At 43.2% G+C, this 17,048-nt stretch carries 13 protein-coding genes and 3 tRNA genes; 13 read left to right on the top strand and 3 right to left on the bottom strand.

What is annotated here, in order from left to right; all coding sequences use genetic code 11:
• The first annotated feature begins 7 nt into the window (after window positions 1-7).
• The 5 genes from NV381_RS27250 (at window position 8) to NV381_RS27230 (ending at window position 9,141) form a co-directional block, all read left to right on the top strand.
• On the top strand, window positions 8-2,173 hold the full coding sequence (locus tag NV381_RS27250; protein ID WP_258216455.1) for a hypothetical protein: 2,166 nt from the start codon (window positions 8-10) through the stop codon (window positions 2,171-2,173).
• A gap of 194 nt (window positions 2,174-2,367) precedes the next feature.
• Entirely contained in the window at window positions 2,368-2,892 is a 525-nt protein-coding gene (locus tag NV381_RS27245; RefSeq protein ID WP_258216454.1) for a GbsR/MarR family transcriptional regulator, read from the top strand.
• Window positions 2,893-2,980: 88 nt separating this feature from the next.
• Window positions 2,981-6,094, top strand: a complete 3,114-nt coding sequence (locus tag NV381_RS27240; RefSeq protein WP_258216453.1) for an efflux RND transporter permease subunit — start codon at window positions 2,981-2,983, stop codon at window positions 6,092-6,094.
• Window positions 6,095-6,131: 37 nt separating this feature from the next.
• Window positions 6,132-7,382, top strand: a complete 1,251-nt coding sequence (locus NV381_RS27235; protein ID WP_258216452.1) for an efflux RND transporter periplasmic adaptor subunit — start codon at window positions 6,132-6,134, stop codon at window positions 7,380-7,382.
• 25 nt (window positions 7,383-7,407) lie between these two features.
• The gene (locus NV381_RS27230) at window positions 7,408-9,141 is read left to right on the top strand and encodes a hypothetical protein (protein WP_258216451.1); all 1,734 of its coding nucleotides are present in this window, start codon (window positions 7,408-7,410) and stop codon (window positions 9,139-9,141) included.
• Between the two features lie 128 nt (window positions 9,142-9,269).
• On the opposite strand, the gene NV381_RS27225 is transcribed toward NV381_RS27230, so the two are convergent.
• Window positions 9,270-9,782 (bottom strand): 2'-5' RNA ligase family protein, encoded by a 513-nt coding sequence (locus NV381_RS27225; protein WP_258216450.1) that lies wholly within the window; start codon window positions 9,780-9,782, stop codon window positions 9,270-9,272.
• Window positions 9,783-10,311: 529 nt separating this feature from the next.
• Here NV381_RS27225 and NV381_RS27220 point away from each other — a divergent pair.
• The 6 genes from NV381_RS27220 (at window position 10,312) to NV381_RS27195 (ending at window position 14,078) form a co-directional block, all read left to right on the top strand.
• Window positions 10,312-10,388: transfer RNA gene (locus NV381_RS27220), tRNA-Met, on the top strand.
• A 9-nt stretch (window positions 10,389-10,397) separates the two neighbouring features.
• Window positions 10,398-10,471 (top strand) — tRNA-Ile (locus tag NV381_RS27215).
• 90 nt (window positions 10,472-10,561) lie between these two features.
• A tRNA-Leu gene (locus tag NV381_RS27210) sits at window positions 10,562-10,646 on the top strand.
• 288 nt (window positions 10,647-10,934) lie between these two features.
• The gene (locus tag NV381_RS27205; protein WP_258216449.1) at window positions 10,935-12,545 is read left to right on the top strand and encodes a plastocyanin/azurin family copper-binding protein; all 1,611 of its coding nucleotides are present in this window, start codon (window positions 10,935-10,937) and stop codon (window positions 12,543-12,545) included.
• A 177-nt stretch (window positions 12,546-12,722) separates the two neighbouring features.
• Window positions 12,723-13,301 carry an RNA polymerase sigma factor gene (locus tag NV381_RS27200; RefSeq protein WP_258216448.1) on the top strand — a complete coding sequence of 193 codons (579 nt, stop codon included), beginning with the start codon at window positions 12,723-12,725 and terminating at the stop codon, window positions 13,299-13,301.
• A gap of 6 nt (window positions 13,302-13,307) precedes the next feature.
• Window positions 13,308-14,078, top strand: a complete 771-nt coding sequence (locus NV381_RS27195) for an anti-sigma factor (protein ID WP_258216447.1) — start codon at window positions 13,308-13,310, stop codon at window positions 14,076-14,078.
• Window positions 14,079-14,183: 105 nt separating this feature from the next.
• Here the strand turns inward: NV381_RS27195 and NV381_RS27190 are convergent, their stop codons facing one another.
• Both NV381_RS27190 and NV381_RS27185 read right to left on the bottom strand, forming a co-directional pair.
• Window positions 14,184-14,519 carry a hypothetical protein gene (locus tag NV381_RS27190; RefSeq protein WP_258216446.1) on the bottom strand — a complete coding sequence of 112 codons (336 nt, stop codon included), beginning with the start codon at window positions 14,517-14,519 and terminating at the stop codon, window positions 14,184-14,186.
• Between the two features lie 29 nt (window positions 14,520-14,548).
• Window positions 14,549-15,247, bottom strand: coding sequence for a pirin family protein (locus tag NV381_RS27185; RefSeq protein WP_258216445.1), 699 nt, complete (start codon window positions 15,245-15,247; stop codon window positions 14,549-14,551).
• 174 nt (window positions 15,248-15,421) lie between these two features.
• Between NV381_RS27185 and NV381_RS27180 the strand changes: the two genes are divergently transcribed.
• Both NV381_RS27180 and NV381_RS27175 read left to right on the top strand, forming a co-directional pair.
• Window positions 15,422-15,814: a VOC family protein gene (locus NV381_RS27180; RefSeq protein ID WP_258216444.1), complete on the top strand. Its 393-nt coding sequence runs from the start codon at window positions 15,422-15,424 to the stop codon at window positions 15,812-15,814.
• Between the two features lie 47 nt (window positions 15,815-15,861).
• The gene (locus tag NV381_RS27175) at window positions 15,862-17,010 is read left to right on the top strand and encodes an acyltransferase (protein ID WP_258216443.1); all 1,149 of its coding nucleotides are present in this window, start codon (window positions 15,862-15,864) and stop codon (window positions 17,008-17,010) included.
• The last annotated feature ends 38 nt before the right edge of the window (window positions 17,011-17,048 follow it).

Genomic DNA, 17,048 nt, shown 5'->3' with positions numbered 1-17,048 from the left:
TTACACCATGAGAAGTAAGAAGAATGCAACCGTTGTACTATTAATAGCAGCTGTACTGAGCTTCGGTAGTGCTGTCCCGGCATTTGCCGCTGACAGCTCGACAGCTCCGCCCTCAAATGGCAGTTCATCAAGTACTTTATCTACAGGCAGTGCTCCATCTCTCGGGACAGTATCGTTGAACGGCGGCAGTTTTTTTGAACTGAAGAATGTTATTATGCTTACTGAGCAAAAAGGCAAGACCGTTACTTTTACAGTGAGTGTCCATAACGAAAGCAGTACCGACTTACTCTTCATTGATTATTGGGTTCATGTGCTGACAAAGTCCGGTAATCAAATATCAGTCCGGGTACTGCCCCAGGATAAAGACAAAAACAAAATTTCAGCCAAATCCGTACAGGATATAAATTTTTACGCAGCTCTTAATGAGACTACAGAGCTTAATGATCTGATGTTCGAATTCATAAAATGGGATTTCAGCCAGCCCAATTTCGAACGTAAGATCGGCGATATTGCTGTTCCTGACAATTATTCGACTGTGACACCTGCAGATGATTCACATGCAATTAATATGACTGGAACCGAAGTGAAAACATCGATAAAAAAAGTACTTCTGACCAAAAATGAGAAGAACTATTCGCCAACCGTCATCTTAAACATGGAGAATATAGGCAATCGTTCTGCTAAAGTTCCAGGGTATCAATACTTGCTGCGTACAGCAGAAGGATACATGTACCCGCTGGATGCGAAGAAAAATAAGGAATTAACCATTAATCCTCAAGTAAAAGAAGAGGTGGAGCTATCCGGCTCCGTTCCGATTGCCGTCAGTACAGAAGGCTGGCAGCTGGTAATTGTCCAGGAGTCTGCTGAATTAAAGCTTAATCTGCCGATTGCTTATTTCCAGCTTCCTCCAGTATCGGCTACGGATACGGTAGCTACAGGTATTGAATATAACTTTTCAAACAAGAAGGGTACCTACACAACCAAGCTGAACTCGTTCCAACGTTTACCTTGGGAGGACCAGGATATTTTGGCGGCAAATATTACTTTGCTGAATAAGGGAGTAGAGGCGCTTCCTATTCCTGATTTGGCCGGTTATTTCATGCTGGATGATAACGTGAAGGTAGAAGCCAAGCTGATCAAGACGGATAAAACGATCGGGCTGGCCAAAGGGGCTTCGGCTAATTTTCAATTCATTGGAAAAATGCCTTACACCTATGAATTTACTACAGTTAAGCTCGTTCTTGAGGAGAAGACAAGTGAAACGGAAAAGGAGGAGCTGTTGGAGTTTGCGCATAGCTCCGAGCTGCTGAATATCCCTTATCTGAATGTCGGAGAAACTCACAAGATGACAAACGTAGGGCGCAATGCGAGCTACAACGTAAGAAGCATCAAAACCTACTCAGGTGACACAGCCGATATTTTCACTGTTCAGCTTGAAGCTACGAATCTGGAGAAACGATTCACGGATATTTCCAAGCTGGTCGCTCAATTCAAGACGACGGATGGTACCGTATATCCTGCAGCTGTATCAGAAATTAAGAAAAAGATCGGTCCTAACGCCTCTGCCTTATTGTTTCTATCTGGAACGCTCCCTAGAGGCTTCCAGTCCTCCAATGTGCATATTATGATAGGGGAAGCAGTGACGGACGATAAATATACCGAGAAAGATGCCGTACCCGATGCTTATGTTAATGCCGCAGCTTTCTGGCTTCCTAACGAAAATCGGACTGTTCAGGATGATTTGATGAATGTGGACATATTGCCGTATACGTTCTCAATGAACCATATTAACACCTGGTTGCTGCAAGGCCAACTGAAGCTCACCTTTAATTATGAACTAACCAAAAATTTATTGATGGAATCCAATACAGAAGGCCGCAAGTTGATTATTGGTTTGGAAGACGAAAACGGCAATAAAACGTTTAGCAGAGAATTTGATTTTAAAGACTTTGATACTAGCGACTCTATTGTTGAAAGCACTGGTGATGATGTTAACATTACGAAGTTGAAGCTGGGTAAGCACGACGGCGTTAAAATTATCGAGCGTGACCAAGATCTTATTTATAAATTAGAAACGCTTAAAACGTACAAGCTCAGCATATACGACTCGTTCCAGGGCCAGAAAAAGCTGCTGGCTACTAAAAAAATTGATTGGTTCTCAACTACAGATTAATAACAAAAATTACAATAAACCGCCCTAGCGACAATGCGATAAGCATGCCAGGGCGGTTTATTGAGGTTGGTCCCATTTATGAACCTTTGGTTAATTTTTCTAAAAATGTATTGACACATTTTTCAAAAGGTTTTATGTTATTATCGTTAACAACAATCTTAACGATCATAATGTGCAAAATTGAGGGGATTGCTATGAAACCATCAGATCATTCATTTTCCAGCCTTAAGCAGCAAATGAGCGACCACATGTCACTGAGCTTTGAAAATGAAGGATTCAGCCCATTGGTTGGGAGAATTTTTGCTTATTTGCTTTTTGCAGCGGAACCGGTCAGTCTTCAAGAAATGGCGGATCAACTCGGTGTCACTAAAGCAGCAATCAGCGTTCAGGTGAGAACTCTTGAAAAGCATTTAATGTGCCAAAAACTGCCTACCAGCAGCGACCGCAAAGATTATTATTACATATCCGAAGATTTCAGTATGACCGCGGTTCAGAACAGCATTATTAAAATGAGGCGCGTTTTGCAGCAAATTGAATCAACTTTACATCTGTTTAACAGCTTGGAAAATATTGAACAGCCAGAGCGGCAATCTCATGACATTTCTAAACGAAGATTTATCGAAATGAAAGAGCTGCACCAGATGTTTTTGAATCGTTTGGATGGCTTGGAGGAGGAATGGAATGAAAGACGAGAACGGCTGTTTCCACCAAGTGAATAAATATTCCTATTTTTTAATAATAAAATTGAAGGGGTAGCCAAAAAAGCTTCGTCTAAAAAGTCAGCAAAAGTAATGGAGGAGTAGAGAGATGAATAAGTTAACTGAGTTTTCGATGAAAAACGTCGCAGCCGTTATCATTTTGATTCTGCTGCTGTTTGGGGGCGGGACCTATGCAGCGACCACGCTCAAGATGGAAAGTATGCCGGACATTACGTTCCCGGTTGTCATCGTTACGACCCAATATACAGCGCCGCCTAAAGATGTGCTGGAGGATGTAACAAAGCCGCTTGAAAAAGCGATTGCCAGCTTGGAAGGGATTAAGAAATTAACCTCTAACTCAAGCGACAATTTTTCTCAGGTGGTTATCGAGCTGGAGCAAGACAAGAAGCCCGATGATGTTAAGAAAGATGTTGAAAGCTTGATTTCTAACGTTAAGCTGCCACAAAGCTCCGAAAAGCCTAAAGTAGCTACCATGGGCTTTGCATCGGAACCGGTTTATTACTTGTCGGCCTATGCCAATAACGGTATGAACCAGAATGATCTTGATAAAGTATACAAAGACGTTATTTTACCAGGCTTTAACGGTATCAAAGGGATTGACCATGTCGATTCGATCGGGAATCAGGAGGCGGTATTAACCCTAAAACTCGATGCCAACTCAATTAACAACTATGGCCTTACACCGGCACAGGTTGCAGGCAGCATCAAGGCTGCATTGATGTCAAGTCCTACGGGATCCGTTGATTTTAGTGGAAATACACAAATGGTTCGTGTAAAAACGGAATTGAACACAATTTACAATTTGGAAAATATGAAAATCAGCGCACCATCTGGTGACACGCTGCTGCTGAAGCAGTTTGCCAAAATAGAAGCGATTCAAGAATCAACCTTCATTTCAAGATTGGACGGCAAGCCGGCGATTGGGATCCATTTATTTAAAACAAAAAATGCTAATGCCGTACAATTTGCCGATGATGCAGATAAGCTAATGGCACAATGGAAGACAGCTTATCCGAATATTACGTTCCATACCATTTACAACTCTGCGGTTGATGTTAAAGATTCGGTACGCGGAATGTTACAGGAAGGTTCGCTTGGTGCCATTCTGGCTTCCGTAATGATCTTACTCTTTTTAAGAAATATTCGTATGACCTTGATCGTATTGGTCTCCATTCCTTTATCTATTTTAACGACGCTATTGTTAATGGCTCCACTTAATATTTCATTAAACATTATGACCTTGGGCGGTATGGCGATTGCCGTAGGCCGGGTCGTAGATGATAGTATAGTCGTTATTGAAAATATATACAGCCAGCTATTGAAAGCGCAGGATCGTAATGAATCTGTCATCAAGCTGGCGACTAAGCAGGTAGCCTCAGCGATTACATCTTCTACTATTACTACGGTAGGGGTATTCGCACCGATTGCTATGGTAAGCGGCGTGCTCGGAGAAGTATTCCGGCCCTTCGCGATTACCCTGGTATGTGCCCTGATGTCTTCTTTGATTGTGGCATTAACGGTAATTCCTATGCTAGCTAAGCTTTTGGTAATGAACAGTAAGAAAATTCCTCATCACGATGAAAATCATGTAGGAAAAATGGCATTAACTTATAAAAAAGCATTGAACTGGTCGCTAAAAAACAGAATTAAAACACTTTTGCTTGCATTCCTCATGTTTATAGTAACACTTGTTGTGACTATTCCTAACTTGGCAGTAGGCTTTATGCCGGAGAGTGAAGCAGATAAATTAATGCAGGTTACGATCAAAATGCCACGTGAAACGAAATTGGAAACGATGGACGCCAAAGTAAAAGAAATTGAAGCCATGATGCGAGAGTCAAAAGATTCTGCCGGAAAGCCCACCTTTGTATATATCGAATCACTAACGGGCTACAATGGCGGTTCGGACCGGATTCCATACCGTTCTCAGTTTTTTGCTGAAGTTTCCAAAGCTTCGGATGCTAAGAAGGTTGTGAAAGATTTAAAACTAAACATCGAATATGCAGTACCAAAAAGTGCGAATGTTGAAGTAATGCTGCTTTCCGGAGGGCCTCCTAGTGGAGGAGCGGATTTCTCTTACGCCTTGAAAGGCGAGGATCTTAACCAATTAAAGGCGGGTGCAGCAGCGGTAAGAGAGAAAATGAAAGAATTCCCTGAGTTGATTGATATTAAAGATAGTCTAAGTGAATCCAAAACAGAGGTAGAAATTACGGTTGATCAAAATAAAGCGAGAATGTATGGATTAACCTCACCACAAATAATGGAGACTGTTCGCAGTTGGTTGGCTGAAGAAGCGATCGGTGACCTGAAGTTTGATAATATTACTTATGAAACGAAGGTAATGCTGGACTCCCGCTTTAAAGATTCCATTGAAAAGGTGGGTCAGTTTACGATCAAAACGGCGACTGGCTTGACAGTTTCCATTAATGATATTGCAAAAATACGCCAAATCGATGCGCCAGTGGCTATCGGTCGTGAAGCGCAAGAACAGATCGTCAGTGTAACGGCCAAAATTGATAATGTGGATAAGGGAGGCGTCAGTCAGAAGGTTGCTGCTGCTCTAAAATCGGTAGAGCTTCCTTCGGGCGTCCGGACTGAAGTTAAAGGGGTAACTGACGATATTCAGAAGAGCTTTGGTGAAATGTTTATTGCCATGGGTGCTTCCATATTTATTGTATATTTGGTTATGGTGCTTGCTTTTGGTAATGCGAGCGCGCCGTTCGCGATACTATTCTCGCTTCCTCTTGCGGCGATCGGCGGTTTGTTCGGGCTTCTATTCACTAAAGAATCGATAAACATTACATCCTTGATCGGCTTCCTAATGCTTATAGGTGTCGTTGTAACGAATGCGATTGTACTTGTAGACCGCGTGCAGCAGCTGCGTGAAGCTGGTTACAGCGTTCGTGATGCTTTAGTAGAAGCGGGAATGACACGCTTGAGACCGATTATAATGACAGCGGGAGCTACTGTTCTGGCTCTTACACCACTAGGACTTGGATTATCCAAAGGTACAATTATTTCGAAGGGCTTGGCGGTTGTTGTTATCGGCGGCTTGACAACTTCAACCTTCCTTACTTTGCTTGTTGTACCGATTGTTTATGAATTAATAGAAGGATTAAAACGCAGAGCATCAAGACTAGTTAATAAAAAGAATCAAGCGGATACTGAGTCTGCATCCCAGTCAGCTCCCGTTACACACTAATAACTATTAGGGATATAAGGAAAAGGAGAATCGGCAAATGAACTTGACACTCATGAATACAGTTAAACAAAGTACGAAAGTGGTGGGTGCCGTTGTCTTGAGCGCAGCTCTAATAACAGGCTGCACCAGTCCGGCTGCCCAGCCACAGCCAAATGCTGCAGAAACGGTCTTAAAGACGGTAAAGGTAGATAAGATTTCTAAAAAGTCAATTGGAGATCCACAGGAGCAAGTTGCTGACATTGTTTCTTCAATCTCCATGGATATAGTAACGAAAGTAAATGGCGATGTGCTGGAAATTTATAAGAAACGTGGAGATTCCGTTCAAAAGGGTGAAGTTATTGTTAAGCTGGACCCTACTGATGTGCAATTGCAAAAGCAAAGAGGAGTCCTGGGTGTAAAGAGTGCCTCTCAGCAGCTGACAAAAGCCAAGGAAGATTTGGCTAACTCAAAGGTTGATTTGCAAAATGCCGTAACTAAAACAGAGACAGCCGTAAAAGACGCCGAAAAAAATTACAGCAAAGCACGCAATGACTATGATTTGGGTCTTATTACCAAGTTCCAATTAGATCAAATGGAAACGCAGTTCAACAACATCAAGCTGGATTTGGAAAGCGCCAAAAATAAGCTGAATACTTTGGAAACAACAAATTCTTTGTCACAACTGGAAACTCAAATGGAATCATCCACTCTTTCTGTTCGCGAAGCTGATCGTACTTTAGACAATCTGGAGCTAAAAGCTCCTGTCAGCGGTGTGTTAACTGAGCTCCCTATCGAGGTGGGCATGAGCTTGTCCGGTGGGTTTAGAGCCGCACAGGTTCAACAGTTGGACCCTATTAAAATTAAAGCTGAATTAACTGAGGCGTCTGCTGCATTAGTTCGCGGCAAAAACGAATTGAGCTTTTATATTCCCGGCAGCACAGAAAAGCTAAAAGGAACGGTCAGCTACTTAGCTAATGTTATGAGCACTCAATCGAAATCTTACTCGTTAGAGCTGGAAGTACCTAATGCAAATACGAAGCTTAAACCAGGCAGCAAGGTACAGCTTTTATTGACAGAGGAGAAGGACGAAGTGGTTATTACAGTACCAACACTAAGTGTGGTGCGCGAAGGCGGGGATACTTTCGTATTCGTGCTTGTGGGCGACACGGCAGAGAAACGCAAGGTACAGCTGGGACGCTTGAATGAAACAAATCAAGAGGTGCTTTCCGGGGTTAAGGAAGGGGAACAGCTAATCATATTCGGACAAAATCAGCTGAAGGATAAAGAAAAAGTTCAATTAGCGAAATAATTTCTACTAACTGGAGGAGAAACAAGTGAAAATAAATTGGAAAAAGACAGTAGCATCTGTAGTTATATCTACTTCACTAATGACATCAAGCTATGCAGCTATAGCAGCAGAACCAGTAGACAGTGCTGCAGAAGCACTTGGGAGCACAACCTATCAGCTTAATGATATTATGAGTGTGGAGATTAAGAGTGTTTTGAACGAACATGTGTTGGGAGGAACGAGGATTGGCGTTATAGTAAGAATGAGGAATAACGGTTCCTCTATCTCCCGTGTACCGGAATATGAGGTGCGTGTGAAAACGAATGAAGGCGTGGAATATATTTTGCAGGCAAGCGCCTCGAATCCTAAGTCCATTCAGCCTAAGGCCAATACTGAGCTGAGCTATTTGAGCGATATTGATCGTACGGATACAGTTACTCTGTCTGAGGTTAACTGGACCGATGTAGACTATTATGTGTACCCGAAGAAGGAAACTTTAATGGTAGCCGTACCTATCAATGGTCAAGCTTGGAAGGGCAGTGACATGCCCATTACGAATCCTGCAGCAGTTAAGAAGTGGGGCGAACCGTTTGCGGTTCCATCCTTGCTTTCACCGCTTCAATACCAGCCGGTTAGCATTGAGAAGGAAGTAACGGATAAGGGAACGGTTCAGGTCGTTCAATTTCTGGTAACGAATCCTGCTCAGCAGCGTGAAAAACTTCCTGAATTTGTAATTGACGGTAAGTCGGAAACCCAGTCCTTTTCAGGTAAAAAAATTGAACAAGACGAGATTATCCTTGAGGCTAATGAAAAAAAATATATTCACTATGCCGTCCCTACGGATAATGACACTGTATTGTCCAGCATCAATGTATTGACACCTGAACAGTTCTCACAATCGAGTGGTGGTCAAGGAGGACAGCCCGTAACGGTCAAATACAATGTTGGCAGATTGAGCATACTTCTACCTAATGTTTCCGCACCGGCATCATATTCATCTTACCAAATGGGGGAGACGATGAAATTTGATACGTTGAGTGAGTTAATTCATCCGAATTTAAATGTTTCCGTAGTTGAAATGCACATGAATGACAATGAAGACGAAGGGTCCAAGAGTGTTACTGCTAAATTCAAGCTCTTTAATAAGAGCGATCAGCCAATAGCTGTTCCTGTATTCCAAACCGATCTGGTAAGCTCCGACGGATTTACCTATACAGGTAATCGCCAAAACATAGCAACTCAGCGAATATTGCCAAATTCTGGATTAGTTATCAACTATGCTTATACACTTCCGGCTTCTGAAAAGGGCACAGGTCTGGTCATAAGAGTCAATGATACACAAAAAGCTGCGCCATACAAAACAACAATTGCGGCATACGGAATTAACCTGCAGCAAATGGATGGCAACGATAAGTTCAGCGTGTATCCGTTTGATGCGAAAATCAATTATTGGACAGTTTCACCTTTGTATAATCGTAAAGGTGATATGACTTATTCGTACAAAGCCAGATTTGATCTTGAATTGAAAAGGGCCGAGCAAATACAGGTTGATGCAAGCTTCTCCAAGCTGCAGTTGGAAATCTACAACACTACGAATAATTTGATAGGAACAAAGCAAATTAGCTTTATCGGTGCTAACCGTCTTATAACAGGTGAAAATAACATTATGCTGGACGCGACTTCCGAGCAGTTGGAACGTCCATTAACGATTAAGCTGTATGAATGGTTCTCAACACCTGCGGGTGACTCCAAACGATTGCTTGGGGTGTTTACTCAATAGTTTCCGTCCTTATCCATATTGAATAGCTCCCTAAACAAACAAGCCGACCCTCTAGGGTCGGCTTGTTTGTTTAGGGAGCTAGGAGTTACTCTTACGTTTAATTCAGCTTACAAAGGCTTAGGATTGATTTAAACACCCAATGCAAATTGTTCCAATGGCCGCCATATACCATCATCTGACAGTTTCAAGAGCACTATACGATCGATGGTACAGCCCATGTCCAAGGATTTCGGTCTAAGGCTGGCGAACACATCATGCAGCTCATCATCGTCCAAATTTTGAGCTACCGTCAGATGCGGTGTAAAGGCGTAGGGTTTGTTCATTTCCTCAAGTACCCCGCTGCATAACAGCTTGTATAAAGCCTCCATTGGTTCAGGGTCGGATAAAGCCATGTAGATTACATTATTAACCGGGAAAAAGGTGGAGAACCGGTTGAAATGAAGCTCAAGTGGCTTGCAGGCTGCCGTTACATGCTTCAAATGGCTATGGACCTTATGCAACTGTTCTTCTGTCCAGTCTTCACGTGCACGAAGCGTCAAATGCGGCTCGATAGATGCAAATTGCGGGTCGTATCTTCTTCGATAATGATTCGCAAATTCTTTAATTTCTTGTGATGGAAAGACTGCTATGCCATATAACATATGGGTCACCTCCTAAAATGCCCTGGCGGGCTCAAACTGAGATGAAATGCGTGAGCTCAAATATGCACTAGGTAATCATTAGAAAGCACATGTTGAGACAACGTAATACACTGATATGGTAAGCATGTGCATATCTTATGTAATATTATACCTTTGATTAATCGCCTCTCCAAGTGGGGAAAATTTGTTTCCTGAATCAAATAAGGGAACTTCTTTTTGGTTATGCTAACCATATGCCCCATAAGCAGTAATATACATTTAATAAAGTGGAGTGAGACCTTATGAATTGGATTTATTGGGTTAAATTATACGAGAGCAAGTTTCAAGCAGGATGTTTGGCTAAACGAATGGAAGAAGATTGGTGGATTTACGGTTATGAATGCCCTCAAGAGGTTGAAGTATTCCGGTCAAAAAAGGGTCGATTTGGTGTGCGTTATTTAATATAAAATAATGTGAAAATTTTTCCTTGACATTTCTTTTTCATCTGTTGTACAATAAGTCTCGTCGCTATGACAGGCTAACCAACCAACGCGGGGTGGAGCAGCCCGGTAGCTCGTCGGGCTCATAACCCGAAGGCCGCAGGTTCAAATCCTGCCCCCGCAACCAATTCATCAAGGGCCCTTAGCTCAGTTGGTTAGAGCGGTCGGCTCATAACCGATTGGTCGGGGGTTCGAGTCCCTCAGGGCCCATAACCCCAATTCCCTTGAATTAATCATTGTATGGACTTATCCTATACAAACGTGGAAGTACGATAATAGTTGGTTTTAAGTTATGCCTTTGCCGAAGTGGCGGAATGGCAGACGCACAGGACTTAAAATCCTGCGGTAGGTGACTATCGTGCGGGTTCGAGTCCCGCTTTCGGCATTACAATCCTCTACTCCTATTGTAGAGAACATTTAAACAATAGTACATAAGGAGCTCTGCGTGGTATTCCACGTAGGGCTCTTTTTCCTATGGTTCGAATTATCTTTAGTTAATGTGCACGTGAGATTCATGTAATTCTCTTGGCACCATAAGGCGATCTATTGATTGCAATTGAAGTTCAGGATATATTTTTACCTGTGATAAAACCCTTTCATTACTATGTACGTTTCCTGAGATGAGTAGATTAATTGAACCTAATTTTATTATTCTTGGGAGGTATGAATTCGTATGGGCAAAAGAAGCAAAGCAGCAGCATGGTTATTGGCAGGTGCTTTCATGCTTGGCAGCGCATTTCCAGCATGGGCAGCGGAGGCACCAACTCCAAGTCAAGTTAAAACGGATGTACAAATTGTCGCAGATTTAGGCGTACTGCAAGGTGATGGCAATGGTGTAAGCGACGCATATTTGGCCAAAGCGACTACAAGGCTGCAGGCAGCTATTTTATTTCTTCGTCTAAAAGGATTGGAAACAGCCGCTGCCAGCTTCAGCGGTAAAGACAACTTCACCGATGCTAATCTGGTAAGCGACAGCAACAAGTCTATACTTGCTTATTTAAAAGCGAACCCGCAGCTGGGTTGGTCGGGAACCGGCAAGGGTATGTTCGAGCCTGCTGGACAAATAACCGCACAGCAATACTACAAAGTATTGCTAGAATCACTAGGCTACAAGCAAGACAGTGATTTTACATATGACAAAACAGTGGCTTTTTCGGGTAGCTTAGGCTTGTCGCAAGTAGCGAATGCGGGTTCGCTTCGTAATGGGCATATTGCAACCGCTACAGTTGAAGCTTTGAAAGTGAAAGTAAAGGGAGGCAGCAAGACGCTTCTTGACACATTGGTCGAACAAAAGGTCGTTGATGCTGCAAAAGCGTCTGGCGCACAGTATGCATCAATCCGTATAGCAACGGATGCTGCGCTTGGCTCCTATCTGGTAGACGGAGCGGGCAAGACATTATATATGTTCATGAAGGACACAACGGATGTAAGTACATGTAAAGACCAATGCGTAACGAACTGGCCGATTTATTATTCGGAGAGTATCCAGGTTCCAAGCGAGTTGAAAGCGGCCGACTTCAAGACAATTGTACGCGAGGATGGCAAAAAGCAGACTACGTACCAGGGATGGCCATTATATTACTATGCCAAGGACGAAAAAGCTGGGGATGTCAAAGGGCAGGGCGTAAATCAAGTATGGATGGTCCTGAATCATTCTGCGGTTACAGTTGCCAGTCAGGAAGGGCTAGGCAAGTATATTGCAGACTCCAGAGGGATGGCATTGTATTTGTATACGAAGGACTCGACAAATTTAAGCGTTTGTAAAGGCAATTGCGAAGTTAACTGGCCGATCTTCTATACGGAACATCTGCCTGTAATGGGCGAGTTGAAAGCCGCTGATTTCGCAACCATAACTCGTGAAGACGGCACTAAGCAAACTACTTACCAAGGCTGGCCATTGTATTATTATGTTAAAGACATGAAGCCTGGGGAGGTAAAAGGTCAAGATGTCGGCAAGGTGTGGTATGTAATTGATCCGACTGCCGCCGCAAAGCCAGCCGTTAAAGCTGACCCTAAATCATACTCAATTGAAATTGCCAAATTTGCTTTTTCTGAGAAAGAACTTACTGTTGAGGCCGGCTCAACTATTACTTTTACAAATAACGATCCAGTCATGCATAATGCGGTGTCCGACTTGCTAAATGAGGATGGTAAGCCGGTGTTTGAAACGAAGCTGCTGGGCAAGGGAGAATCGGAATCCATTACGATCACAAAACCTGGTGTATACACTTACTATTGCCAACCACATAAGGAAGGAATGAAAGCTACGATTATAGTCAAGTAATTCAAGGCGAGTCCGATAGCTGGGGTAACCCGGGTTATCGGGCTTTTTTTATGCAAACAAAGGGCCAACCTATTGCAAAAAAATTATAAATATAAGAAGATAACAATAAACTGTATGGCTATTTTATTCGTTACTTATATTGAGGGAGTCCTTAGCGACTTGAGGAGCGCCGATCACGTGCAGCTATATTCGGATGAGCAATTGATGCAGCAGATAAAAGAAAAGCAAAGCGCTGCTCTGCGTATGTTATATGAACGCTACGTGCGGCTCGTCTACTCGTTTGCCGTCAAATCAGGAGCGGGAAGTGATCCCCAGTTCGCTCAGGATATCGTACAATTGGTATTCACCCGCATCTGGACGACGGAAAAGGGCTATGATCCGAGCAAAGGCCAGTTTGTTAACTGGCTTATTACTGTGACTAGAAATGTCACTATAGATCAACTCAGAAAGCAGCGTAAGCAGGAATGTCTTGTTTCTTTTGAACAAACCTCAACGGAGGCTGAGCTCGCAGGCTTGTATAAGCAGGATGAGCTCCAGGATCCAATCTCACGTATGCTGCTTAAACAGCAGATCGAGGCGGCCTACGGCTTTTTAACGGAAAGCCAAGCCAAGCTTATTCGCCTTTTCTATTGGGAAGGCTATACGTTAAATGAAATTGCTGAGAGTAACGGAGAGCCTTTGGGAACGGTAAAAAGCAGATTGCATCAAGCGTTAAAAACTTTACGTAAGCAACTGAAACCTGACGGAGAGGAGTGAACGGCCATGACTGAAGGAAATAACCTCTGCGAGCAAGTGTTTCCCTACTTCCTGAAAGAATTACCGCCAGAAGAGGAAGAAACCTTCAAGCTTCACTTGAGTTCTTGTCAGGTGTGCAGAGATGAATTAATAGAACTGGAACAGATCTGGCGAACACTCCCCTTTGAGATGGAGGAAGTGGAGCTTCAGGATTCGGTTAAAGAACAAATGCTGAATCATATTTTGCAAGAGATTCATGAGCCTGTGAATTCAATCGGGCAAATAGTGACCGAGCCAGAAGCGGCTCCATTAGTGAACAAAATTAGATCGACTCCAAGGCGAAGTAGATGGTCATTTGCCGCTGCGGCAGTCGTATGCATCCTGATAGGGGCTACGGTGGGCTGGGGACTCAATGAATACGGTATAGCACGTTTCCCTTCAGGCAGTAAAATTGCGGCTCCTGCACAGGTAGTAGAGCAATATGCACTGAAAGCCTTCGATCCTAATATGCCTGCAGCGAAAGGTCATTGCTGGATCAAGCAGCAGGGGCAGCAGCAGCAATTGGTAGTACAGGTCAATGGTCTTAGAGAAAATGCGGGAGATCAAGCTTATCAGGTCTGGATCGTCAAGAAAGGAACCAGGTTCAACGGGGGGACCTTCAGGGTTAATGACGATGGGAGCGGCCTTTTGACGCATGATCTGAATCCTGCAGAGAGTGAATTCGATACGATAGGCATTACTTTGGAGCCTGATGCTGTGGGTTCGAAACCTCGCGGTAAAAAAGTGTTAGGCTCCTAAGAACGGCCAAACCGCCAATCATCTGAGAGTTTAGATGATTGGCGGTTTTTTTGTAAGTATGTGTATACAAATAACATCCGTTTAGAGCGGACGTAGAGGGATTGGTCACACTTTTTCGTTATTATAGTCCATTTTGGAGTCGACCTGAATTACACATTGGCGCGAAACATTATCATAGGAAATTAATGGACGATCCTTATCATATAACCAGTTTTTTTGGACGGGCTGTCCAGGCTGCTCTACAAAATAAAAAATATTAAGCTCCATATCGTTGGATACCAGAAGCTGGGCAGTTTCCGGTTCCACGTCAGCTATGACAATCCTCCAGCCTCCTGAACAATCCGATAATTCGAATGCTTTATTCCTTCCGGAAACATCAAATAACATTCGGCTGCCTACGGCATGTTTTATATATAAATGCTTTTTCGTTTCGGCTTGCATGAGGTCATCATCTCCTTTCTTTCAATCGATTATGGCAAATCAATCAGCAACAGCATGGAATCCTGTTCGCTATTTACGGTAAGAGAAGATAAATCGGAAATTCGAGCTGCGTCACGGCGATTCAAGTGGTTGCCTTCATTAAGGGTAACGGTACCTTCAATTATGTGCACATAGATTCTGCGTCCTTCCTTCTGTTGAAAGGAAAGGGACTTGCCTGCTTCAAGCTTGGTCATATAGATAGTCATATCCTGATGAATGTGGGCTATGCCAGGGCCTGATTGATTGGATACGATAGGCAACCAATTGTTTGTCAGCTTGGCTGGGTCATAGTTAGAGGTCTCATAAGAGGGTTCTAGTTGGCGCTGATCCGGTGTAAACCATATTTGCAGTAAGCTAACGGGCTCATCCGACGGATTTACTTCGGAATGAATGATTCCAGTACCTGCGGACATACGCTGCACGCCACCGAAGCCGGTTATCGCCGTGTGTCCGGTGCTATCCTCATGTTTAAGCTGTCCTTCCAAGACGATGCTCACAATCTCCATCTCCCGGTGAGGGTGTGCTCCAAAGCCTCGATGCCCTGCGATCACATCATCGTTATACACCCGCAGCGGCCCGAACTCTGTATTATCGGGATCGTAATAATCGCCGAAGGAAAAGCTGAAATTGCTCTGCAGCCAGCCATGATCGGAAGAATGGCGGGAAGTTGAAGGATAAATACGGATCATAAAATCACTCCTTAAGTAGTATAACACCATGTTCTTCTATAACTAACTATATCGAAGTTACGAAATAATTACAAGTGAGATACCAACTCTTTTGAATGAGAGGTCGACCTGAGTTGTATACGTGTCCAATATTGGATAAGATGGATAATAAACAATAATTGGGAGGTAACCACTATGGCAAGGAAAAAAATTGAGCATATAGGAATTATGGTGTCCGATTTACAGCAATCCATCCGGTTTTACCGGGAAGTGGTAGGGCTCGTATTAAAAGACACGCTGCTTCATACCAATGGGGTTATTCAACTTGCATTTCTTGGATTCGATCAATCCGGTGAAACCGAAGTTGAGCTTATCCAGGGGTATAACGATAAGCTGCCGCAGGAAGGGAAAGTTCATCATATTGCTTTTACTGTCGACAATGTGGAGGAAGAATTCGAACGTATTAAGCTGCTTCAGCATGTTAAGCTTATTGATTCAGAGATTATAACGCTGCCGAATGGCTCACGTTATTTTTTCTTTCATGGTCCAGATGGGGAATGGATTGAATTTTTCCAATCAACCCGCTAACTTTGGATCGATTCCATCAAGATGACATCGAGAGGAGCAGAATCGTTATGGCCAAACAGGCCAAAATTGAAGAAATTCAATATATGCGCGGCTTCGCTTTTCTGGCCGTTGTGCTTCAGCATGCCATTGGACACTATGCATATTTGCCGGAGGCGGGCTTACAGGATGGCGTCATGCTCGCCGTTTTTTTAATTGCAGCTAAATTTGCCGTACCTTTATTTATTTTTATTACCGGGCTGGTGCTTTTCTATAATTATAAAGAAGATATTGCTTATGGGGCTTTCGTATGGAAACGGTGTAAAGATATCGTGCTGCCTTATGCGGTCTGGTCGATTGTGTATGCGCTAATCTTCGGGGGCGATCATCTCGAGCTGTGGAAGGAAACTAAACAGATCGCCTTGTACCTATTCACGGGTACGGCATGCTATCACCTCTGGTATGTGGCTATGGTTATTCAACTGTATTTCTTATTCCCGTTGATTCAAAAAGCTTTGTTACGAATCCGTCGATCATGCAAGCCATGGCAGCTAGCTGTAGGGTTTGGGCTTTTGACTATTGGTTATGTGCTGCTTACTGGGCAGGTTTCAGTGATAGGTAATGCTGCTGAGATGCTCCATATTTCCGTCTTGAGCTCGTTATTTACGGAATATGCAGATCGCAATGCCCTTTACTTTTATCTATATTTCTTGATGGGTGCAGTAGTGGGATTGAATGTTGAAGGCTGGAAAAGGCGGATCATGAACTGGAAAGCGAGTTTCATTTTCATTTATGTGTTCATTTCAGGTCTGTTGCTTTATAAAATTACTGCGAGCTTCCAAACGAAATCCGGATTGGTAATTCAATATAATGATACGCTGCTGGTGCAGCCTTTTATGGCCTTGTTCTTAATTTTCTCTGTGATCGCGATGAGCATTATTTCAGTTATTATTCAGCAATCGGCAGGTCAATGGATTAAGAGGATGCTAACATTTCTAGGACATTATTCATACAGCGCGTATTTGGCTCATGCTCTGATGCTCACTGCAGCAACTTACATAGCAGACTCCTTATTCCCTGATTGGAACGTATCCGTACGGACAATTATAGCTTTCGTCTTATGTACATTGTTATCTGTTGGTTTGGCTGTTCTACTAAGCCGCTTTCGTATCGGCCGTCTGTTAAGTGGAGTACCTGCTCCTCGCAAGCCCGCTATGTAACGCTCCTTCTGTAGCCAATTCGCCTCAAGTCACATAGT

The organism is Paenibacillus radicis (ex Xue et al. 2023) (assembly GCF_024722015.1).
GTDB lineage: Bacteria > Bacillota > Bacilli > Paenibacillales > NBRC-103111 > Paenibacillus_S.
The sequence above is the reverse complement of the archived record's forward strand: the minus strand, read 5'-3'. Positions and strand labels throughout refer to the sequence as shown.